This window comes from Streptomyces sp. NPDC007917 (assembly GCF_042959105.1).
Classification (GTDB): Bacteria; Actinomycetota; Actinomycetes; order Streptomycetales; family Streptomycetaceae; genus Streptomyces.
On sequence record NZ_JBIBKK010000010.1, the window covers coordinates 221,897 to 242,468 of the forward strand.

Sequence of the window (20,572 nt, forward strand, 5' to 3'; positions counted from 1 at the left end):
AGCGCCTCACCGGGGCGGCAGCGCCGTACCGTCCCATCATCGCTCACGCGTTCCGGACGCAACCTGGGGGGCGATCCCAGCGTCTTCCTGATCGCGCACCCGTCCGTCAGGGGATGCCGGGCAGGGGATGTCGGGGGCTTCCAACAGCGGCGACCCGCTTTTTCCGGACGCATCTTGGGGGCGGTGCGCAAGCCGCTTGGCCTACACCGTACGGTTGACCGCGCGCCACTTCTTGGCCGCCTGATCTTTTTGGAGAGCGTCCGGATGCCCCAGACCGCGCCCCGCGCCGGAACATGGCAGGGCAGTCGACCACGTTGGTGGACCGAACTGCCGCTGATAGCCGTGGTGTACGCGGCGTACTCGGCCGGCCGGCTGCTGGCCCGGGGCGATGTGTCCACCGCCGTCGGCCACGGCCTGGGGATCCTCCATCTCGAACAGCGGCTGAACGTAGACTTCGAGACCCCGCTCAACGACATATTCACCACCAACAAGCTGATCGGCATACCCGCCGACTTCGCGTACGCCTCACTGCACTACGTGGTCACCCCCGCGATCCTGGCCTGGCTGTGGAAGCGCCGCCGGGCCGCCGACTACCGGCTGCTGCGCACCTGGCTGCTGGTCTCCACGCTGATCGGGCTGGTCGGCTTCACGCTGATGCCGACCTGTCCGCCACGGCTGCTCGACGCGGGGCACGGCTTCGTCGACACCATGGCGCAGTACAGCTCGTACGGCTGGTGGGGCGGCGAGGCGAGCGCGCCGCGCGGGCTCGGCGGGCTCACCAACCAGTACGCGGCCATGCCCAGCCTCCATGTGGGGTGGGCGCTGTGGTGCGGTGTGGTGCTGTGGCGGCACGGGCGCTCGGTGTGGGCCAAGGCCGTCGGGATCGTCTATCCGCTGAGCATCGCCCTCGTGGTGATGGGCACCGCGAACCACTACTTCCTCGACGCGGTCGCCGGGGCGGCCGTCATGGGCGTCGGGCTGCTGCTGGCCAAGCCGGCGCTGCGGCTCACCGCCCGGATCCGGGCCCGTCTCGGCTCGGTCCGCCCGTCCAAGCAGGCCGCCGGAACCGCTGCTCCGGCCGTGAACGGCGCCTCAAACCTCAATGTCGCCTCGAATGTCGGTGACAAGTGCGAGACTTCGGCGCGTGAACGGGAACGGATCCCTCGACAGCAGGGCAGGGACGCGGACAGAGGCACGGTCGGCGACAGGAGCGGCAGGGAGGCCGAGGCAGCGGTCCGAAGCGGCAGCGGCGGCAAGACCGCCGCAGCCGGGGACGGCGCTGCGGCAGCGGCTCGCTGAGCTGCGCGGCCCGGCCATCGCCCCGCACCCCCTGGACGCCCGCGCGCTGGCCGCGCTGGCCGCCAATCCCGGCTGCCGCCGCCGCGCGCTGCTGGACGGCGCGGGGGTCGACAAGCTCGCCCTCGCCGAGGCCCTGGGGTCGCCCGGGTCCTTCGGGCAGTCCCAGTTCGCCCACCAGCGGGGCAACACCTTCGAGGCGCGGACCAAGGCGGACGGCGGCGAGGCGCTGATGCGGCTGCTGTACGAGCGGCTGCGCGACGGCTCGCCCGCGCCCGAGCCGGGCACCACCGCGGTCCCGGACCTGACCGCGGCCGGCCCGCAGGGCCGCACGGCGCGTACGGCGCTGGCCCTGCGGGAGGCCACGGCGGCCGGGGGCTGGGCGCTGCTCGACCACCCCATGGTGAGCCTGGACATCGCCGGCTCCCCCGCCTTCCTGGAGCCGGACGCGGTCGTGGTGCACCCCGACGGCTCCTGGACCGTCGTCGAGATCAAGTCCTTCCCGATGGTGGACGGCTCGGCGGACCCGGCGAAGGTGGGCGCGGCGGCCCGGCAGGCCGGGGTGTACGCGCTGGCGCTGGAGCGGGTGGCCGCCCAGGCGCACACCCGGGTGCGCCATGAGGTGCTGCTGGTGTGCCCCAAGGACTTCTCCAACCTCCCCACCGCGGAACTGGTCGACGTGCGCAAGCAGCTGGCCGTCACCCGTCGGCAGCTGGCCCGCCTCACCCGGATCGAGGAGATCGCCGCCGCGCTCCCTGAAGGCCTCACCTTCGACCTGCGGCTCGCGGACGACGGCCGCACGGTGACCCGGCCGGTCGAGGAGCTGATGGCCGCCGTGGACGCGGTGGACGCCGCCTACGCCCCGGAGTGCCTGTCCGCGTGCGAGCTGGCCGTCCACTGCCGGGCGCGGTGCCGGGCGGCGGGCGGCGTCGAATCGCTCGGCCGTGGCGTGCGGGGCGAGCTGGGCTCTCTGACGACCGTCGAGGCGGTGCTCGCGGCGGCCCTCGGCGAGGCGAGCGGCGCCGGGGGCACCGACCGCCCGGCCGCGCCCACCGACGACCCCGCCGCCGGTGCCCTGCGCCGCGCGGCCGCCCTGCGCGCCGAGGCGCTGAGCGCCGCCCGGACGCCCAGCGAGGAGGCCGCGGAGGCCGCGGAGGCCGTGGAGGCGGTGTGTCGCTGATCACGACCCTGGCCCGGATGGAAGCCGTCCGGGACGGGCGGGCGCGGCCTGTCGCGACCGTCCGCCATCGCCATCTGTCCGGCCGGCCGCTGGTCTTCGTGCCGCTGACCACCGCGGGCGAGGCCGGCGCCCCGCTGGGCGCGCTGGTGGGCACCGAGCGGGACGCCCCGCGGCTGCTGGTCGTGGCGCAGCCGCGCGACCGCGATCTGCGGTTCGCGTTCCTCGCCGAGCTGGCCGAGGTGGTGCTGCCGTACCTGGACTCGTACGCGGACGAGGTCGACCTGGAGGAGCGCAAGGAGACCGACCCGGAGACCGGGAAGAAGGTGCCGGTCCAGGTCGAGCTGTGCGCGGACGCGCCGCAGCTGGTGGTGCCCAGCGGCGCGGGCGTGGAATTCGTACGGCTGCTGGGCCGGTCGATGCGGTTCCGGCGGACGGCCGAGCAGGACCCGGAGACGCCCTTCCCGGCGCCCGCGCGGGTGCCGCTGCTCGGGCGGTGGCTGACGCACTACGGGGAGCGGTCCCGGGTGCCCGGGTCGTGCCTGCTGCAGGCGATGACGGACCTGCTGACCCGGCACTGGGCGACCGGGCAGTCCAATCTGGAGGACCAGCACCTGGGCGCGCTGCTGGCCTGGATCGACCCGCCGGAGGGGATGGCGGGGGGCGAGGCGGCGCTGCGGGCCGAGTCGGAGCGGGACGCGGCCGGGCAGCTGCTGTGCCCGCCCGCGGGCCCGGCCACCGACCCGGCCTTCGACAACAAGCTGCTGGCCCCCGCGATGGCCCGGTACGACGCGGCGCGCATGGCGGCCGCCGGGGCCGTGGACGGGGCCCGCGCGGAACGGCACCACGCCGAGCTGCACCGCGCCGAGGCCGAGATCCGCGAGCTGATCGCCGGCCAGCTGCGGCCCACCTGGGACGCGGTGTGGCGGGGCCTGGACCTGCTGCGGACACTCCCGGAGGGGACACGGGTGGCCGAGCGGTGGAAGCGGGACCGCTGGTCGTACACCGGCCACCGGGACCGGGTGCGCGCCGGGGAGCCGCCGCAGCCCAAGCGGGACGACGCGGTGACCGCCGCGCAGAAGCTGGCCGCCCGCGAGACCGCGCAGGCGCAGCTCGAGGCGCAGGAGGCGCTGGACGACCCGCTGGTGATGGCGGGGCGGCGGCTGGCCGGGGAGGCGTTCGCCGGGGAGGTCGCCGAGGTGGTCATGGCCTGGTCGGAGGCGAAGGTCCCCCGCCCGCGCCCGCTGGTCACGGTGCGCACCGGGGACCGCCCGCACCTGGACGAGGGCGTGAAGCTGTACCGCGTGCTGGCCGACGGCAGGACGCAGACCGGGGAGTTCGCGGGCCACGCCGACCCGGACGAGACGCCGGAAGGCGAGGAGAACGCCCTGGTCGTGCGGCTGACCGGCGGCATGGGGCGGGGCAAGACCCCCGAGCCGGGGTCGGTGCCGGAGGCGGGCGACCGCGTGTGCTGGACCCTGTTCGAGCACGCCCCGCGCGGCGGCCCGGAGCTGCCCGACCCGGAGGCCACGCCCTGGACCCACGGCGGCCCGCCCGACGCGGCCGCGGCCCAGGCCCCCGATCCGGTGACCGAGGAGGACTTCCTTTGACCGCCCCGAACCCGACCGCGGGTGGCGCCGAGGCGTTCGACCCCGCGGCGGCCGCCGCCCGTGCGACGGACGCGATCCTGCACGACACGCTGCACGGCCCGCACCGGGGCGTGGTCGTGGACTCCCCGCCCGGCGCGGGCAAGTCGACGCTGGTGGTGCGCGCGGCCCGCGAGCTGGCGGCGGCCGGACGGCCGCTGATGGTGGTCGCGCAGACCAACGCCCAGGTGGACGACCTGGTGGACCGGCTGGCCCGGGAGGACCCGGAGCTGCCCGTGGGGCGGCTGCACAGCAGCGAGCCGCACCCGTACGACCCGGTGCTCGACCAGCACCCCTCGGTCCGCGCCTCGGCCAAGGTCGCGGACCTCGCCGGGCTCGACGTCGTGGTCTCCACGGCCGCGAAGTGGGCGCACGTGAAGAACGTGGAGCCGTGGCGGCACGCGATCGTCGACGAGGCGTACCAGATGCGGTCGGACGCGCTGCTGGCCGTCGCGGGCCTCTTCGAGCGGGCGCTGTTCGTGGGCGACCCCGGGCAGCTGGACCCGTTCAGCGTGGTGGGCGCGGAGCAGTGGGCGGGCCTGTCGTACGACCCGTCGGCGAGCGCGGTGAGCACGCTGCTGGCGCACAATCCGCACCTTCCGCAGCACCGGCTGCCGGTGTCCTGGCGGCTGCCCGCCTCCGCCGCGCCGCTGGTCTCGGACGCCTTCTACCCGTACACGCCGTTCCGCAGCGGCACCGGCCACGGCGTCCGGCGGCTGCGCTTCGGCGTGCCCTCCGACGGCTCCGGCCCGGACCGGGTGCTGGACGAGGCCGCCGAGACGGGCTGGGGGCTGCTGGAGCTGCCCGCCCGGCGGACGCCGCGCACCGACCCGGAGGCGGTGGGCGCCGTGGCCCTGGTGGCGCGGCGGCTGCTGGACCGGGGCGGGGCCGCGGTCAGCGAGCGTTCGGCGGACCCGGTGCCGCTGACGGCGGACCGGATCGCGGTGGGCACCGCGCACCGGGACCAGGCGGCGGCCGTCCGGGCCGCGCTGGCCGACCTGGGGGTGGTGGGGGTCACGGTCGACACGGCCAACCGGCTCCAGGGGCGTGAGTTCGACGTGACGGTGGTGCTGCACCCGCTGTCGGGCCGGCCGGACGCGACGGAGTTCCACCTGGAGACCGGCCGGCTGTGCGTGCTGGCCTCCCGGCACCGGCACGCGTGCATCGTGGTGTGCCGGGCCGGCGTGGCCGAACTGCTGGATGAGCACCCGTCGACGGAGCCGGTGCAGCTGGGCGTCACGGTGAAGTTCCCGGACGGGTGGGAGGCCAACCACGCGGTCATGGCCCACCTGTCGGAGCACCGTGTGAGCTGGCGGCCATCGGGTATGTCCTGAGGCGCTCTTGCCCCAGGCGCGACAATAGGGGGAGAGACGACGACTCACGAGGAGAGATCACATGCCCGAGCCGCATCCGGCTCAAGGCCCCCACGGCACAGCGCCCCGGCGGCTGAAACCCGCACCCCTGCTCTTCGAGCCCACCGCGGCCGTCGCGGACGAGGCGCACTTCTTCGACCTGGAGTCCATCGAGGACCCGCGTGAGCTGCTGTCCCGCTCCACGGAACTCGTGCTCGCCTTCCGCGCGGCGACCGACCGCGCCATGGAGTTCCAGGCGATGGCCGCGGCCCAGCTCGCCGATCCGCGGCGGTTCGACCGGCTGACCCCGGCCGTGATCGCGGAGCGGGCGGAGTGGACCGAGGACTACGCCAAGAAGATGATCGAATTCGGCCGCGAGCTGATGCGGGGCGGCGACGCGACGGACTGATCGCGACTGTGAGCGGTATGCGGCCGTTGGCATATGCGGGCGGAAGATACCGCACCCCTCGTCGTCACGTACCGGTTTTGCCTCATTCCCCTCCGTAGCCTCTTCCACCGGTAAGTGTAGAAACATGAGCGAATGGCCCCGGGACTCACATCACGCCGCCGCCTATGTCACCCCCGCCGGAGCGGACTGGCTCGCCTCGGCCAGCGCCTGCCCCCGTAGCGTGCACACGCTGTGGGCGCAGCGCCCCGCCGTGCCCGTCACCCTGCCGTGCGGCACGGCCTTCGACGTGGTCAGCATGGACGCCCTCTTCGGCCGCCGGGTGGTGAGCCGGTTATGGACCGACGGGCCGGGCACCGGCCCGGTGGCGACCCAGCGCGGCCGCGTCATGCTGTTCGCCGCTCCGGGCGCGGCCCGGCGGCTCGCCGCGCTGCTCGGCTGGGAGGAGTGGGCGGCGTCCGCGCCGCCGCTGCTCTGCTACGGCTGGGGCGACGCGGTCACCGTCCCGCCGCCGTACCCCGAGGAGACGGCCACCGCCGAGGGCCGCTGGCTGGTCGCCCCCGACGTCCGGCGCCCCTGGCTGCCCGGCCCCGAGGCGCTGCTGTGGGCGTGCGTCAGGGCCGCTCGCGCGGCGTCCCAGCTCCTCGGCCGCACCGCTGTGACCAGCACACCCGCCGTTTTTCCGGGGTGAGGGATATCGATTTTCACTCCGCCGGATCCGGGTGCTAAGGTCTTCTACGTCAGCAGGCGCCGCTAGCTCAGTTGGTTAGAGCAGCTGACTCTTAATCAGCGGGTCCGGGGTTCGAGTCCCTGGCGGCGCACAGACAGTGCGAAGGCCCCCTCGTCACGGCGAGGGGGCCTTCGCGTTCGACGCACGTTCAGTGCTGGGGCGTGACGGTACGTGCCGCCGCCTCCCGGATCTCCTCCAGCAGTTCCGCCTGGCGCAGCACAGCGGCCCGGCCGTCCCGCGCCTCCCGGCCGCCCTGGACGTCCCGGACGGCCCGCACGAAGGCGGTCAGGGTGTTCGCCACCTGGTCGTCGGGCGCCACCCGCAGCTCCTGGTCGCCGTCCGCGCGCCGCAGCCGGATCGTCGGCTCGAAGTCGGCGGGCGGGGTGTAGGCGCGCTCCACGGTCAGCCGCCCCTCGGTGCCCCACAGCTCGTACATGGCCACATAGGGGTGGTCGAGTCCGAAGGTCAGTTGGGCGGTGACCCCCTCGGGGGTGTGCAGCACGGCGGCCCCGGAGGTGTCGACCCGCCGCCCCTCGCCGTGGCTGAGCACCGCGCCCGCGACCCGCAGCTCGGGGCCGAGGAAGTGCAGCGCCGCGCGCACCGGGTACACGCCGACGTCCCACAGCGCGCCGCCGCCCAGCTCGGGGTCGTAGCGGATGTCGGTGTCCTGGAGCCGGGGGATGGCGAACGCCGCGTGCAGCGCGCGCAGCTCGCCGATCGCCCCCTCGGCGAGCGCCTTGCGCACGGCCTCGTGCCGGCCGTGGTGGACGAACATCACGTTCTCCATCAGCACCAGGCCCAGCTCTCGGGCGAGGGCCAGCAGCTGGGCGGTGCGCGCCCGGTCGGTGGTGAGCGGCTTCTCCGCCAGCACATGCTTGCCCGCGCGCAGCGCCGCCTCCACCCACACAGCGTGCAGGGCGGCGGGCAGCGGTGCGTACACCGCCTCCACCTCCTCCAGCGCCAGCAGTTCGGCGTACCCGGTCACCGGGCGGCAGCCGTACGTCCGCGCCGTCTCCACGGCCTTGGCCGCGTCCCGGCTGGCCACCGCCACGACCTCGGCGCCGGGCGCGGCCACCATGGCCGGCAGCATCCGGCGGCGCGCGAAACCGGCACAGCCCAGCACCCCGACGCGCAGCCTGGCGTCGCTCATCGGCGCGTCGTTCATCGGCCGTCCCCTCCCATCGCTGTCAGGCAGGCCAGCAGCGTACGCGCCTGGACGTTGACGTAGTGGCCGTGCCGGACCAGCGAGCGCAGCTGGGCCGGGGTGACCCAGCGGTATCCCGGCGGCGGGTCGAGCGGGGCGTCCTCGCACTCCACGACCAGGGTGCGGCTGTTCGCGTTCAGGAACCGCCCGCCCTCCTCCGAGTGCACCGCCTCGTACCGCACCCGGCCGCTGCGGGGGGCGAGGACCAGGTCGAGGAAGGGCGGCCGGTCCTCGGACGGCAGATGGTCCCAGTTGCCGGGGGTGCACTGGACGGTGGGGCCGAGCTCGACCGTGTCGAGGAAGCCGCCCTCGACGCGGGCGTGCGCGAGCACATGCAGGACCCCGCCGATCCGCCGCGCCACGAACGCCGTGACCCCTGCCCCCACCGGCTCGAACAGCGGCTGGGTCCACCGGCTCACCTCGCGGCTGGCGGCCCGTACCGACACCGCCACCACCTTGAAGTACCGGCCCTCCTCGTGGTCGACGGACCGCTCGCCGCGCACCCAGCCCGGCACCGAGGCCAGCGGAACGCGCTCGGCGCGCAGTTCGCGCCGGGAGCGCTCGCCGGTGAACCAGGACAGCAGCTCGGCGTCGGTGTGCAGCGCGCGCTCCCCGCCGCCGGGCCCGCGCCCGGTCCCGAGCTCCTGTCCGTACTCCGGCATGCAGGACAGCACCGTGCGGGCGTCCATGTTGATGACCAGGTCCCGGTGGAGCAGTTCATTGATCTGTCCCAGGGTCAGCCAGCAGAAGTCGTCGTACAGCGGGACGTCGTCCAGCGCCTCGACGATCATGTTGCGGTTGCTCTTGCGGTAGAACCACGAGCCGTGCTCGGACTGCAGGGCGTCGGCCAGGACCCGGCCGCGGCCGGGCGTGACGAAGTAGTCCAGGTACTTCACGTCCAGGCCCTTGTGCACCTTGGTGTAGTTGGAGCGGGTCGCCTGCACGGTGGGCGAGAGCTGCAGCAGATTGGGGTTGCCCGGCTCCATCTTGGCCTGCATCAGGAAGTGCAGCACCCCGTCGAACTCCTTGGCCAGGATGCCGAGGATGCCCACCTCCGGCTGGACGATGATCGGCTGGTGCCAGCGGTGGTACGGGCCCTCGTCGGTGGCGGCGGACAGCCCCTCCACCGTGAAGAAGCGCCCGCTGCGGTGCACCAGATTGCCGGTGCCGGACTCGAAGGACCAGCCGTCCAGTTCGGCGAACGCGATGCGGTCCACGCTGAAGTCGTGCGCGCGCCCGCGGTCGGCGAGCCAGCCGCCGAAGTCCTCGGTGCGCAGCCGGGCCCCCTGGCCCGCGGCGGCCGACCGGGCCAGCCGGGCGGGCAGCCCGGGGTCCTCCCGGGGCCGCAGTACGGGGCGGGTCGGCAGGCTGGTGGTCGACACGGGGCTGCTCCTCGGGCTGGAGAGACGAGTGGGTGTGGACGGGCGGTACCGGTGTGGCCTTGTGTCGTGTGCCTATGGTGCACGGGAGGCTTGCGCCGGGCTTACGAGCCTGGTCACCGCCTCGTCGGGCCCCGGCATCGCCAGTACCTCGGCGCGCAGTTCGCGCGCGGCCGCGGCGTACGAGGGCCGCTCGAGCAGCGCCGACAGCTCGGCGAAGAGACGGGCGGGCGACGCGTCCACCGGCACCAGGCGCCCGGCGCCCGCGAGGGCCAGCCGCGCCCCGTTGAGCTGCTGCTCCGGGCGCGGCGCGACGACCAGTTGCGGCACCCCCGCCGCGGCGGCGGCCACGACGGCCGTACCGCCGCCCTGGTGGAGCACGGCCCGGCAGCCCGCCGGCAGCGGGTACGGCGGCGTTCCCGCTCCCGGGCCTGGCCACAACACCACCTCCGCGCCTCGCGCCTCGGCGTGGCGCAGGGCGGAGCGTACGGCCTCGGGCGGACCGCCGGCGTCGTCCCAGGCGACACCGACCCGGTACGCGGCCTCGCCCTCGCCGGGCGCTCCGTCCTGCCCGTCCGGCGCTCCGTCCTGCCCCTCCGGCGCCCCCTGCCCGTCCGGCGCTCCGTCCTGCCCGTCCGGCGCCCCCTGCCCGTCCGGCACAAAGCGCACCGCCATCCGCCGCACCGGCGAGGGCAGGGCCAGGCTGGGCGGGCACGGGTCCAGCCACAGGTCGGGCTCGTGCGCCGGGTCCACGCCGTAACGCCGCATCAGCCGGGCGTACCCGGGCAGCGGCGGGCCGTGCAGATCCTGCCGGTCCAGCCGGAGCACCGCCGCGCTCCCCCACATCTGGCCGACCGCGGGCACCCCCAGCACCGCCGCGGCCACCGTGCCCGCGTACGCGCTCGCGTCGTGCACCACCAGGCCGGGCTGCCAGCAGCGGGCGAAGGCCACCAGGCCCTGCGCCATCGCCTCGGCGATCCGCACCTGTTTGTCACCGAGGGCGCGCAGCACGGCGCGCTCCTCCGCGCCGAGCCCGGCGGGCCGCACCGGCCAGTCCGCGGGCCGGCTCACGGTGCGGCGGGGCACCGCACCGGCGGCGCCGGACGCCGTGGGCAGGGTGCCGACCGGGACGGGCAGCAGACCGGCGTGGGCGACGGCCGCCGCGCAGCCGGACGGCACCGCGACCCGCACGTGGTGGCCGGCCGCCAGGAACGCCCGCGCGAGCGGCACCAGCGGGGCGAGGTGCCCGCCCGAGGACCAGGTGGTGAACAGAACGCGCACGGAACTCCTCCGGAAGTTCGGGAGAGCGGTGGCCGGGGGCTCGCTCACCGCCCGCCGGACACCGTCAACACCTCGCCGGTGATGTTGCCGTTGGCCGCCGAGCACAGGAACAACAGCGCCCGGGCGATGTCCTCGGGCGTGCTCAGCCGCCCGGTGGGCGTGGCGGCGAGCTCCCGCTCCCGGACCGCGCCCGGCAGCCCGGTGAGCACCCGCTCGGTCGTGGTCAGCCCCGGGCACACCACGTTGACCAGCACCCCGTCGCCGCCCACGTCCCACATCAGGCTCCGGGCCAGGCCGTGCAGCCCGGCCTTCGCCGCGCCGTAGAACTCCTGGCCGCGGGCGCCGTCCAGCGCGTTGTGCGAGGAGACCAGGGCGATCCGGCCCCAGCCGCGCTCGCGCATCCCGGCGACGGCGCACTGGACCGTACGGATCGCGGGGGCCAGGTTGTCCGAGACGACCGGCAGCCACTCCTCCTCCGGTACATCCTCGAACCGCTCGCGCGGACCGCGCCGCAGCCCCCACCGCCACGCGTTCGCCACCAGCACGTCCAGGCTGCCCCAGCGCCGCTCCACCGCGGCCACCACCCACCGCGGCGAGGCGGGGTCGTCCAGCGCGTACGGCACGGCGAACGCCCGGCTCTCGCCGGCCCCGCCGCCGAGCTCGGCGGCGAACGCCTCGGCCGCCTCGCGCCGGTGGCGGTAGGCCACCGCCACCCGCGCGCCCTGTTCCGCGAAGGCGCGCGCGGTGGCCCGCCCGATGCCGCCGGTGGCGCCGGTGACCAGGACCGTACGTCCCTCCAGACCGAGGTCCATCACGCCGTGGCCGCCTGGTGTCCGGTCGCCGCCTGCTGTCCGGTCGCCGCCTGGTGTCCGGTCTCCGTCTGGTGTCCGGTCTCCGACCGGGCCCGCGCCCGGCCCGCGCCACGCGCCCCGCGGGACGCCACGAACTCGCGGATGGACGCGATGACGTAGTCCAGCATCTCCTCGGTCAGACCGGGATAGACCCCGACCCAGAAGGTCCGCTCGGTGATCAGATCGCTGTTGCCGAGGTCGCCGGACACCCGATGCGGCAGCCCGGTGTACGCCGGGTGCCGGGTGAGGTTGCCCGCGAACAGCAGGCGGGTGCCGATCCGCCGGGACTCCAGGAAGTCCACCAGCTCGGCGCGGCCGAACGGGGCCCCCGGCGCCACCGTGATGACGAACCCGAACCAGCTGGGGTCGCTGCGCTCGGTGGCCTCGGGCAGCAGCAGATGCGGCACACCGTCCAGGCCCTCGCGCAGCCGCCGCCAGTTGCGGCGGCGCGCCGCGCCGAAGTCGTCGAGCTTGGCCAGCTGGGTCAGCCCCAGCGCCGCCTGCAGATCGGTGGCCTTCAGGTTGTAACCGACGTGGGAGAAGATGTACTTGTGGTCGTAGCCCGCGGGCAGCGTCCCCATCTGGTAGTCGAAGCGCTTGAGGCACTTGTTGGACTCCCCCGGCTCGCACCAGCAGTCCCGGCCCCAGTCCCGCAGCGACTCCACGATCCGCGCCAGCGCCAGGTTCGAGGTCAGCACACAGCCGCCCTCCCCCATCGTGATGTGGTGGGCGGGGTAGAAGCTCACGGTGGTCAGATCGCCGAAGGTGCCGGTCAGCCGGCCGTCGTAGCGGGAGCCCACCGCGTCGCAGTTGTCCTCGATGAGGAACAGCTCGTGGCGCTCGGCGAGTTCGGCCAGCTCGGTCGCCGGGAACGGATTGCCCAGCGCGTGGGCGACGGCGATGGCGCGGGTGCGCGGGCCGATGGCGGCGGCGACCCGCTCGGCGGTGGTGTTGTACGTACGCAGGTCGACATCGACGAAGACCGGCACCAGACCGTTCTGCAGGATCGGGTTGACGGTGGTGGGGAACCCCGCCGCGACGGTGATCACCTCGTCCCCCGGCCGCAGCCGCCGGTCCTCCAGCTGCGGTGAGGTCAGCGCGGCGACGGCCAGCAGGTTCGCCGAGGAGCCCGAGTTCGTCAGATGCGCCTTCCGCAGCCCCAGTTTGCGGGCGAACGCGGACTCGAACTTGCGCGAACTGCGCCCCGCGGCGATCCGCATCTCCAGGGCCGCCTCCACCAGCGACACCCGGTCGTCCTCGTCCAGCACCGCGCCCGACGGCCAGATCTCGGTGACTCCGGGGACGAACGCCCGGCGGGGCTCCCGCTGCTCCCGCTCCTGGTGGTACTTGCGGACCTCGTCGAGAACAAGCGCCCTGTGGTCGCTCATCGCCATGTCCTTCCTGTCCGTAACCGCTCACCGCTGGGCCCTGTCCGGGGGACCAGCCACCGCTGTGCCGTCATCCGTTCCGTACGGGCCGGACACTTCCGCCCGCGGCTCGAACCGCTCTCGACACCCGGTCGGGCGGCAGCCCCGCGGCGGCCAGCTGGTCCCGCAGCGAGCGGTCCATGCCGTACACCGGCCGCCAGCCCAGCAGCCGCCGCGCCGCGGAGATGTCCAGCAGCTGCCAGTCGGCGCCGCTCCCGGCCGGCCCCGGGCCGCCGCTCCCGGCGGGGCTCCCGGGCCGGCTGCCCGCCCGCTCCACCACCGGTGCCTCGACCCCGCTGAGCTCGATCATCCGGTCGACGAGCTCACGCACCGCCACCGCCCGCCCCGAGCCGATGTTGACGACCGCGCCGAGGACGGCATCGGTCCGCGGCGCCGTCGCCGCGGCCAGCACGGCCTGCCCGACGTCCCTGATGTCCACGAAGTCGCGCCGCGCGGTCAGCGGGGCCAGCCGCAGGGCGCCCTGCGCGGACCGGCCGCGCGCCGTCTCGGCCAGGTGGTGGGCGACCGCGCCCAGCAGGCTGGTGCGGGGCGCTCCGGGGCCGTGGACATTGGCGATCCGCAGCACCGTGCCGTCCACCGCGCCGGTCCGCGCCGCGCGCAGCACCGCCTCCGCGCCGAGCAGTTTCGTACGCCCGTACGCGGACACCGGCGCGGGGGGCAGCCCCTCGGTGATCGCCGTGCCCGGCGCCACCGGGCCGTACTCGTGGACCGTGCCCAGCTGGACCAGGCGGGGCCGGTGCGCCAGCGCTGCGACGGCCTCCACCAGATGGCGCACCAGCCCGGCGTTGGCCGCCGCCAGCTCCTCCTCGCCGCCGCCCCAGGCCAGGCCGGCGGCGTTGACCACGATGTCCGCCCCCGCCCCGGCCAGCACGGCGGCGAGGCGCGCGGGCGGTGTTCCGGTCAGGTCCAGGCAGATGTGGCGCCCGCCGGAGGGCCGGCCGGCGGCGGAGCGGGAGACGGTGAGCACCCGCGCGCCCTCCGCCTCGAAGACCTCGCTGATACGGCGCCCGAGCGAGCCGGTGCCCCCGAGTACGACGGCCGACATCCCGGCAGCCTGCGACACCATCGGCGTCTCCTCACGGCGTTCTCTTCCGAACAGCGCCGTCCTCTGACAGCGCCGCCATCGTCCTCGCCGTGACTCGAGTCCTCCTCGACCCGCACCGCCTACCGTCGGGCGACCATGGAGATCCATGAGACCGCCGTGCCGGACGCCTACCGCGTCGTGCCGCGCCACCACACCGACACGCGCGGCAGCTTCTTCGAGTCGTACGCGTACGGGGAACTGGCCCGGCGGACAGGCCATGTGTTCGTCCCGCTGCAGGTCAACTACTCCGTGTCGGTCCGCAACACGCTGCGCGGCCTGCACGGTGTGCGGCTGCCGCCCGGCCAGGCCAAGTTCGTGACGTGTGTGCGCGGGGCCCTGCTCGACGTGGTGGTGGACCTGCGGCTCGGGTCGCCCACCTTCGGCGCGTACGACACCACCACGCTCGACGCCGACGAGGGCACCGCGGTGTACGTCGCGGAGGGCCTGGGCCATGGCTTCGTGGCGCTCACCGACGACACCTGCATCAGCTATCTGTGCTCGACGCAGTACGTCCCCGGCACCCAGATCGACCTCCAGCCGCTGGACCCCGCGCTCGGGCTGCCGTGGCACCTCGGGCTCAGCGGCGAGCCCCTGATCTCGGAGAAGGACGCCCGCGCCCCGTCCCTGGCCGAGGCCGCCGACCAGGGGCTGCTGGCCACCTACGACGCCTGTCGCGAGCTCTACGAACGGCAGCTGCGCACCGCCGGCACGGCCGGGCCGACCGCGCAGGTCCTCGCGAAGGCGTCGAGGACCCGCCGGTAGTAGCCGGGGCCGAAGCCCATGCGGGCCGTCTGCGGGACCAGGGCCCGCAGCTTCTCGGTGCAGATGACGTGCTGGGCCCCGGCCTCCTGGTACTCCCGGTCCGCCGCCAGGCCCAGCCGTCGCTCCAGGTGGTCGACGATCCGCTCCACGGAAACCGCCTCCCCGGAGGCCACATTGACCGTCTCGCCCCGCAGGTCCTGGGCCAGCAGCAGGTCGATGACGCGCACGACGTCCCCCACGTCGATCAGATCCCGCGCCGCCCCCTTGTGGATACGGACCCGGCCCTCCCGCATCTGCCGCACCAGCGCGGGCAGCAGTTGGTGCGGCGGCTGCCCGGGGCCGACCAGATGGCCGAGGCGCAGCACCAGCCAGTCGGCGCCGGAGGCGTGCAACTGCCGCTCCAGGCCCAGCTTGTGCGCCCCGTACGGGGTGCAGGGGACGATCGCGCTGTCCTCCCGCCCGGGGCCGTCCACCGCGCCGTACATCCCGGTGGCGGCGGTGGAGAAGAACAGCAACCGCCGCCCGGTGGCCCGGCACCCCCGCGCCACCTCCCGCAGCAGCGCCGCCTCGCGCGCGAAGTCCGCGTCCGAGGTGCCGCTGGCCCATGACACACCGGCCGCGAGGACCACGGTCTCCGGGTGCTTATGGGCGATCGGCTCAAGGCTCCGGGCGAGGAACCCGTTTCCCACAATCTCCATGCCACGTCCTGAAGTTCGAGAGTCGGTGCGGTGGGTGGGGGCGTGCGGTGGCGCACAGGCGGTGCGGTAGGTGGGTGGGGGTGCGGTGGGTGGGTGGCGGGTGCGCGGATGCGCCGGTGCGCGGGCGCTCAGCCGCGTACCAGCAGCGCGCCCGCGGCCAGCTCCTCCAGCCGGGCCACCAGCGCCGAGGGGTGGGGCCCCGCCGCCATCTCCTCCTGGAGCCGCAGCGCCGTCGCCCGGTAGGACGAATCGCCCAGCAGGGTGCGGGCGGCCGCGCGGATGGCCGGTACGTCCGCGGTGGCGTTGGGCAGGGCGATGCCCGCGCCGGCCTCCACGATCCGGGCGGCGATCGTCTCCTGGTCGAGGCCGCACGGCAGCATCAGGTGCGGCACACCGGCGGCAAGACCGGTCATGGCGCAGCCCCCGCCGGCGTGGTGGACCACCAGATCGCAGGAGGGCAGCAGCAGATGGAGCGGGGTGTGCTCCAGCAGCCGCACCCCCGGCGGCAGGGTGCCGATCCGCTCCCGGTCGGCGCCGGTGACGGTGAGCAGCACCTCGGCGTCCAGTTCGGCCAGCGCCTTCACCACCTTCGGGACGGCGAAGGAGCCGGGCCCGAAGGTGACGCTCACCGAAGTGCCCCACACCACGCAGACCCGGGGCCGCCCGAACGGCCCGCCCGCCTCGGGCAGCGCCTGCAGCCACGGCGGCATGGCCCCGGGCCCGTTGTAGGGCACATGGCGTACGGGGATGCGGTGGGCGGTCAGCGGCGGGGCGGCGCCGGCCGGGCAGGGGTCGATCGCGTACTCGTAGGTCTCCCGCCGCAGCGCCCCGACCTCGTAGCGCTGGAAGGCGCGGCTGGTGTCCAGCGGCACCAGGGGCACACCGCGCACCCGGTCCTCCGGCCCCACCGGGCCCCACAGGTGGAGCAGCGCGGGCACCCGAAGCACCCGCCCGACCAGCGGCCCCTCCAGGCTCAGCAGGTCGTGCACCACCAGGTGGGGCCGCCACCAGCGGCCGAAGGAGACCGCCGCGTCGGTGGAGCGGTGTGCCATGTCGACCAGGTGCTCATGGTGGTCCCGCAGCCAGGCGCCCGGCTCGAACTCCTCCAGCGAGGCGACGGGGCGGCCGGTGACCGGATGCGGCGGAAGCTCCCGGTAGGGCCAGCGTCCGCCCTGCGCGGCCGAGTAGTTGAGCAGCCGGGCCATGAACGCCAGGTCCGGCGCGTCGAGGACGGCGAGCGGGGTCAGTCCGGCCCGCCCCACCGGCTCGGCCTGGCTGGGCGCGCACACCACCCGCACCTCGTGTCCGGCCGCCTGGAGCGCCCAGCCCAGCGGCACCATGGAGAACCAGTGGCCGGGCCAGTTGGACACCACGAACAGGACACGCATCAGCCCTCGCCCCCCTGCGCCTTCGGCCGCGTCCCGGCCGGCCGTGCCACCAGGTGCAGCACCGGCCGCAGCCCCAGCGCCCCGAACGCGTCGCGCGGGCGGTCCGCGGCCGTGCCGCGGGCCGCCGCGTAGCCGTCCGGCCGGATCAGCAGCCAGCCGCCGGGCGTCGCGCGCAGATCGGTCCGCAGCCGGGCGCCCGGGTCGGCCAGCGGCCCCGGCGCGCTCTCCACAGCGCCCTCGGGCATGACGGGCACGGCCGTCACGACCGTACGGACGGTCAGAGCGCCCCCGTACGCCTCGGCGAGCGCGCACAGCGACGGGTACTGGTCCGGGGTGGCGAAGGCGAGCAGCGTCCAGCCGGGCTCGGCCAGTTCGGCGATCAGCTCCCGCCACCCGGGGCTGCGCGCCGCCCGCCGCGGCCCGACCGTGGCCACGCGGGTGCCCGCCGCCTCCCCCAGGACCGCGGGCCCGGTCCGGTACACCAGGTCCAGCGCGGTCATACCGCCCATGATCCGGCGCTGGATACGGGCCTTGAGCGGCGGCAGCGCGCGGACCACGCCGAACGCCGTCCGCAGCAGCGAGGCGGCGGTACGGCTCTTCAGCTGCACCAGGGCAGTGGCGAACCGCGTGGAGTGCAGCAGCCGCTCGCCGACCGGGACCCGCTCGGCGCCGTAGGACTCCAGCAGCCGCGGGCCCGCCTCGCCGCGGACGACGGCGGCGAGCTTCCAGGCGAGGTTGACCGCGTCCTGGACGCCGGTGTTCATGCCCTGCCCGGAGGCGGGGCTGTGCACATGGGCCGCGTCGCCCGCGACGAACACCCGCCCCACGCCCATCCGGGGCACCATGCGCTGCTGGATGGAGAACACCGACACCCAGCTGGGCGTGTCCACCCGCACCGGGCGGCCGGTGCCGGCCCGGATCTTGGCGGCGAACCGCCGCGCCACGTCCGCGTCCTGCGCCTCGCCACCGCCGTACTCGACGTCCGTGGTGTCCAGCAGCCGCCACTTGCCGGGCTCCGGGAAGGGCACCATCATCACGGTCCCGGCCGGGGTGCGCATCCAGTGGATGCTGTCGCGCGGCAGATCGCACTCCACCACCGCGTCCGCGATCAGCCAGGTCTCGCTGGAGTCGCCGAGCAGCGGCAGCCCGAGTTTCTTCCGTACCGTGCTGTGTCCGCCGTCGCAGCCGACCAGCCATCCGGCGCGCGCCTCCTCCACGCTGCCGTCCGGGTGGCGCAGCCGGGCGCGTACGGCGGTGCCCAGGTCCTCGAACCCGGTCAGCCGCACGCCCCACTCCACCTCGACCCCGTGCCGGGCCGCGGCCCGGCGCAGCACCTCCTCGGTGATCACCTGGTCGACCATGAGGGTGAAGGGGAAGCGGGTGGGCAGCCGGCTGTAGTCGGTGTCCAGGCGGATGAGGCGGCGGCCGTTCTGGTGCAGGGTGAAGTGCTCCACCCGCTGTCCGCGGGAGACCAGCTCCTCGGCCACGCCCATCTGGTCGTAGGTCTCCAGGGTGCGCGCGTGGGTGGCCAGGGCGCGGCTGGTGGTGGCCGGGCCCGGGGCGCCGTCGACCAGGCGTACCCGCACCCCGCGCCGGGCCAGTTCATGCGCCGTGGTGAGCCCCACGGGCCCGGCGCCGACCACGAGCACCTGGGTGGCGGCGTGGTCCCGCGGGGCTTCCCGCCGGGTGTCCCGCGGGTGCGGGGCCTCCCGTGGCCCCGGGGCGTCCTCCGGGAGGTGCTGCCGCGTCGGGCTCATCCGCGGGTCACCTGCTTCCACCAGCCCGGGTTGTCGCGGTACCAGGCGACGGTGGCGGCCAGGCCGGTGTCGAACGGCACCCGCGGGGCGTAGCCCAGCTCCTCGCGGATCTTCGTCTCGTCCAGGGAGTAGCGCAGGTCGTGCCCCTTGCGGTCCGGGACATGGCGCACCATGCGCTCGTCGGCGCCGCACAGTTCGAGCAGCCGCCGGGTCAGGGCGGCGTTGGTGTACTCGTTGCCCCCGCCCACGTTGTAGATCTCGCCCGCCCGGCCTCGGTCGAGTACCAGGTGGATGGCGCGGCAGTGGTCCTCGACGTGCAGCCACTCGCGCATGTTGGAGCCGTCGCCGTAGAGCGGGACCTGCTTGCCCTCCAGGAGGTTGGTGACGAACAGCGGTATGAGCTTCTCGGGGTGCTGGTACGGGCCGTAGTTGTTGGAACACCTGGTGATCGACACATCGAGGCCGTGGGTGCGCCAGCAGGCGCGGGCGATCAGGTCGGAGGCCGCCTTGGACGCCGCGTAGGGGGTGTTGGGCGCGAGCGGCCACTCCTCGGTCCACGAGCCGTGCTCGATGGAGCCGTAGACCTCGTCGGTGGACACGTGCACCACCCGGGGGACGCGGGCGCGCAGACAGGCGTCGAGCAGGATCTGGGTGCCGCACGCGTTGGTGGTCACGAAGTCGGCGGCGGCTTCCAGGGAGCGGTCGACATGCGACTCGGCGGCGAAGTGCACCACCGCGTCATGGCCCGGCAGCACCTCGTTCAGCAGCGCGGCGTCGCAGATGTCGCCGCGTACGAAGGTCAGGCGCGGGTCGGCGGCCGGGAGGCTGTCCCGGTGTCCGGCGTAGGTCAGCTTGTCCAGGACGGTGACCCGGGCGCCCGCGCAGCCGGGGTAGCCGTCGGCGAGCAGGGTGCGGACGTAGGTGGAGCCGATGAAGCCGGCGCCACCGGTGACCAGGATCCTCACGCGGCCACCTCGATACGGGTGTGATCGCCGACGACGAGCCGGTGGCGGCTCGTGGCGGTGGACACGGCCCTTTCGGGGGCCGCCTCCGGGGCCGGGACGGTGGCGATGGCCGCCGAGCGGCCGATGACCGAGCCGTACAGTCCGCGCACCCGCACCAGGGAGGCGCCGTCCAGCACGATCGAGTCGTCCAGCCGGGTGTCCCGCAGCACACAGCCGCTGCCGACCGAGGTGTGCGGCCCCACGTGGCTGTCCTCCACCAGCGTGCCCGCGCCGATGATCGCCGGTCCCTCGATCCGGGAGCGCACCACCCGGGCGCCGGACTCGACCACGACCGGGCCGGTGATCTCGCTGGCCTCGTCCACGTCCGCCGCCACCGAGCGGGTGAGGGTGCGCAGCAGCTCGCGGTTGCAGTCCAGGACGTCCTCGACCTGGCCGGTGTCCTTCCAGTAGCCCGCGTACTCGCTCGCGCGTACCGCCTCGCCCCGGTCGACCAGCCACTGGACGGCGTCGGTGATCTCCAGCTCGCCGCGGGCGCTCGGCGCGATCGCGGCCACGGCCTCGTGGACGGCCGGGGTGAAGAAGTACACCCCGACCAGCGCCAGGTCCGAGCGCGGCCGGGCGGGCTTCTCGACCAGCCGCAGCACCGAGCCGTCCAGCGCCACCTCCGCCACCCCGAACGCCTGCGGATCGGGGACCTTGTGCACCACCACCTGCGCCGCGGGCCGCTTGGCGCGGAACTCGGCCGCGACGTCCGCCACTCCCTCCGGGAGCATGTTGTCGCCGAGGTACATCACGAAGTCGTCGTCGCCCAAGAAGTCGCGGGCGATGGCGACGCAGTGGGCCAGCCCCAGCGGTTCCGCCTGCGGGATGTAGCTGATCCGCACTCCGAGGGCCGAACCGTCGCCCAGCGCCGCCTCGATCGCCCGGAGCCGATCGCCGACGACCATGCCGACCTCGGTGACGCCGATGTCGCGGATCGCCGTCAGGACGTGTTCGAGGACCGGCTTGTTCGCGATGGGGATGAGCTGCTTGGGCATCGAGTAGCTGAACGGGCGCAGGCGGGTCCCCGACCCGCCGGACAGCACGAGAGCCTTCATGTAAGTCCTCCTTAGCGGACAGCGCGAGCATGTGAGCGCCCGGTCGAGGAC

18 protein-coding genes and 1 tRNA gene are annotated in these 20,572 nt (G+C 74.7%); 8 read left to right on the forward strand and 11 right to left on the reverse strand.

From position 1 onward, the window contains the following. Window positions 1-264: 264 nt before the first annotated feature. From ACFZDL_RS22150 to ACFZDL_RS22180, 7 genes are all read left to right on the forward strand, one after another. A complete protein-coding gene (locus ACFZDL_RS22150; protein ID WP_353593638.1) occupies window positions 265-1,299 on the forward strand; it encodes a phosphatase PAP2 family protein in 1,035 nt (344 codons plus the stop codon). After that, on the forward strand, window positions 1,280-2,476 hold the full coding sequence (locus tag ACFZDL_RS22155) for a hypothetical protein (protein ID WP_353593729.1): 1,197 nt from the start codon (window positions 1,280-1,282) through the stop codon (window positions 2,474-2,476). The genes ACFZDL_RS22150 and ACFZDL_RS22155 overlap by 20 nt, the downstream gene beginning before the upstream one ends. Beyond that, window positions 2,467-4,083 (forward strand): hypothetical protein, encoded by a 1,617-nt coding sequence (locus ACFZDL_RS22160; protein ID WP_353593639.1) that lies wholly within the window; start codon window positions 2,467-2,469, stop codon window positions 4,081-4,083. Before ACFZDL_RS22155 ends, ACFZDL_RS22160 begins: the two co-directional genes overlap by 10 nt. Next, complete coding sequence (locus ACFZDL_RS22165) at window positions 4,080-5,453, forward strand: AAA domain-containing protein (protein ID WP_353593640.1); 1,374 nt, start codon at window positions 4,080-4,082, stop codon at window positions 5,451-5,453. The genes ACFZDL_RS22160 and ACFZDL_RS22165 overlap by 4 nt, the downstream gene beginning before the upstream one ends. 61 nt (window positions 5,454-5,514) lie before the next feature. Next, window positions 5,515-5,880 carry a hypothetical protein gene (locus tag ACFZDL_RS22170; RefSeq protein WP_353593641.1) on the forward strand — a complete coding sequence of 122 codons (366 nt, stop codon included), beginning with the start codon at window positions 5,515-5,517 and terminating at the stop codon, window positions 5,878-5,880. A gap of 124 nt (window positions 5,881-6,004) precedes the next feature. Continuing rightward, window positions 6,005-6,568 carry a bifunctional DNA primase/polymerase gene (locus tag ACFZDL_RS22175; RefSeq protein ID WP_353593642.1) on the forward strand — a complete coding sequence of 188 codons (564 nt, stop codon included), beginning with the start codon at window positions 6,005-6,007 and terminating at the stop codon, window positions 6,566-6,568. A 56-nt stretch (window positions 6,569-6,624) separates the two neighbouring features. Continuing rightward, window positions 6,625-6,698 (forward strand) — tRNA-Lys (locus ACFZDL_RS22180). A gap of 57 nt (window positions 6,699-6,755) precedes the next feature. On the opposite strand, the gene ACFZDL_RS22185 is transcribed toward ACFZDL_RS22180, so the two are convergent. From ACFZDL_RS22185 to ACFZDL_RS22210, 6 genes are all read right to left on the reverse strand, one after another. Next, window positions 6,756-7,772 carry a Gfo/Idh/MocA family oxidoreductase gene (locus tag ACFZDL_RS22185; RefSeq protein ID WP_353593643.1) on the reverse strand — a complete coding sequence of 339 codons (1,017 nt, stop codon included), beginning with the start codon at window positions 7,770-7,772 and terminating at the stop codon, window positions 6,756-6,758. Further along, the gene (locus tag ACFZDL_RS22190; RefSeq protein WP_353593644.1) at window positions 7,769-9,193 is read right to left on the reverse strand and encodes an NDP-hexose 2,3-dehydratase family protein; all 1,425 of its coding nucleotides are present in this window, start codon (window positions 9,191-9,193) and stop codon (window positions 7,769-7,771) included. The genes ACFZDL_RS22185 and ACFZDL_RS22190 overlap by 4 nt, the downstream gene beginning before the upstream one ends. A gap of 72 nt (window positions 9,194-9,265) precedes the next feature. Further along, window positions 9,266-10,471 carry a nucleotide disphospho-sugar-binding domain-containing protein gene (locus tag ACFZDL_RS22195; protein ID WP_353593645.1) on the reverse strand — a complete coding sequence of 402 codons (1,206 nt, stop codon included), beginning with the start codon at window positions 10,469-10,471 and terminating at the stop codon, window positions 9,266-9,268. 44 nt (window positions 10,472-10,515) lie between these two features. Continuing rightward, a complete protein-coding gene (locus ACFZDL_RS22200; protein ID WP_353593646.1) occupies window positions 10,516-11,283 on the reverse strand; it encodes an SDR family oxidoreductase in 768 nt (255 codons plus the stop codon). Continuing rightward, window positions 11,283-12,710, reverse strand: a complete 1,428-nt coding sequence (gene rfbH, locus ACFZDL_RS22205; protein ID WP_353593647.1) for a lipopolysaccharide biosynthesis protein RfbH — start codon at window positions 12,708-12,710, stop codon at window positions 11,283-11,285. The genes ACFZDL_RS22200 and rfbH overlap by 1 nt, the downstream gene beginning before the upstream one ends. Window positions 12,711-12,780: 70 nt before the next feature. Beyond that, window positions 12,781-13,836: an NAD(P)-dependent oxidoreductase gene (locus ACFZDL_RS22210; RefSeq protein WP_353593648.1), complete on the reverse strand. Its 1,056-nt coding sequence runs from the start codon at window positions 13,834-13,836 to the stop codon at window positions 12,781-12,783. Window positions 13,837-13,950: 114 nt separating this feature from the next. On the opposite strand from ACFZDL_RS22210, the gene ACFZDL_RS22215 reads away from it, so the two are divergent. Continuing rightward, window positions 13,951-14,616: a dTDP-4-dehydrorhamnose 3,5-epimerase family protein gene (locus ACFZDL_RS22215; RefSeq protein ID WP_353593649.1), complete on the forward strand. Its 666-nt coding sequence runs from the start codon at window positions 13,951-13,953 to the stop codon at window positions 14,614-14,616. Here ACFZDL_RS22215 and ACFZDL_RS22220 read toward each other — a convergent pair. The 5 genes from ACFZDL_RS22220 to ACFZDL_RS22240 form a co-directional block, all read right to left on the reverse strand. Further along, the gene (locus tag ACFZDL_RS22220) at window positions 14,535-15,314 is read right to left on the reverse strand and encodes an NAD-dependent epimerase/dehydratase family protein (protein WP_353593650.1); all 780 of its coding nucleotides are present in this window, start codon (window positions 15,312-15,314) and stop codon (window positions 14,535-14,537) included. The two genes, ACFZDL_RS22215 and ACFZDL_RS22220, sit on opposite strands and share 82 nt — an antisense overlap. Before the next feature lie 128 nt (window positions 15,315-15,442). Further along, window positions 15,443-16,702 carry a nucleotide disphospho-sugar-binding domain-containing protein gene (locus ACFZDL_RS22225; protein WP_353593651.1) on the reverse strand — a complete coding sequence of 420 codons (1,260 nt, stop codon included), beginning with the start codon at window positions 16,700-16,702 and terminating at the stop codon, window positions 15,443-15,445. Further along, on the reverse strand, window positions 16,702-18,459 hold the full coding sequence (locus tag ACFZDL_RS22230) for an FAD-dependent oxidoreductase (protein WP_353593652.1): 1,758 nt from the start codon (window positions 18,457-18,459) through the stop codon (window positions 16,702-16,704). Before ACFZDL_RS22230 ends, ACFZDL_RS22225 begins: the two co-directional genes overlap by 1 nt. Next, window positions 18,456-19,424 carry a dTDP-glucose 4,6-dehydratase gene (rfbB, locus tag ACFZDL_RS22235; protein ID WP_353593653.1) on the reverse strand — a complete coding sequence of 323 codons (969 nt, stop codon included), beginning with the start codon at window positions 19,422-19,424 and terminating at the stop codon, window positions 18,456-18,458. Before rfbB ends, ACFZDL_RS22230 begins: the two co-directional genes overlap by 4 nt. Continuing rightward, entirely contained in the window at window positions 19,421-20,521 is a 1,101-nt protein-coding gene (locus ACFZDL_RS22240; protein ID WP_353593654.1) for a glucose-1-phosphate thymidylyltransferase, read from the reverse strand. Before ACFZDL_RS22240 ends, rfbB begins: the two co-directional genes overlap by 4 nt. Window positions 20,522-20,572: the final 51 nt, after the last annotated feature.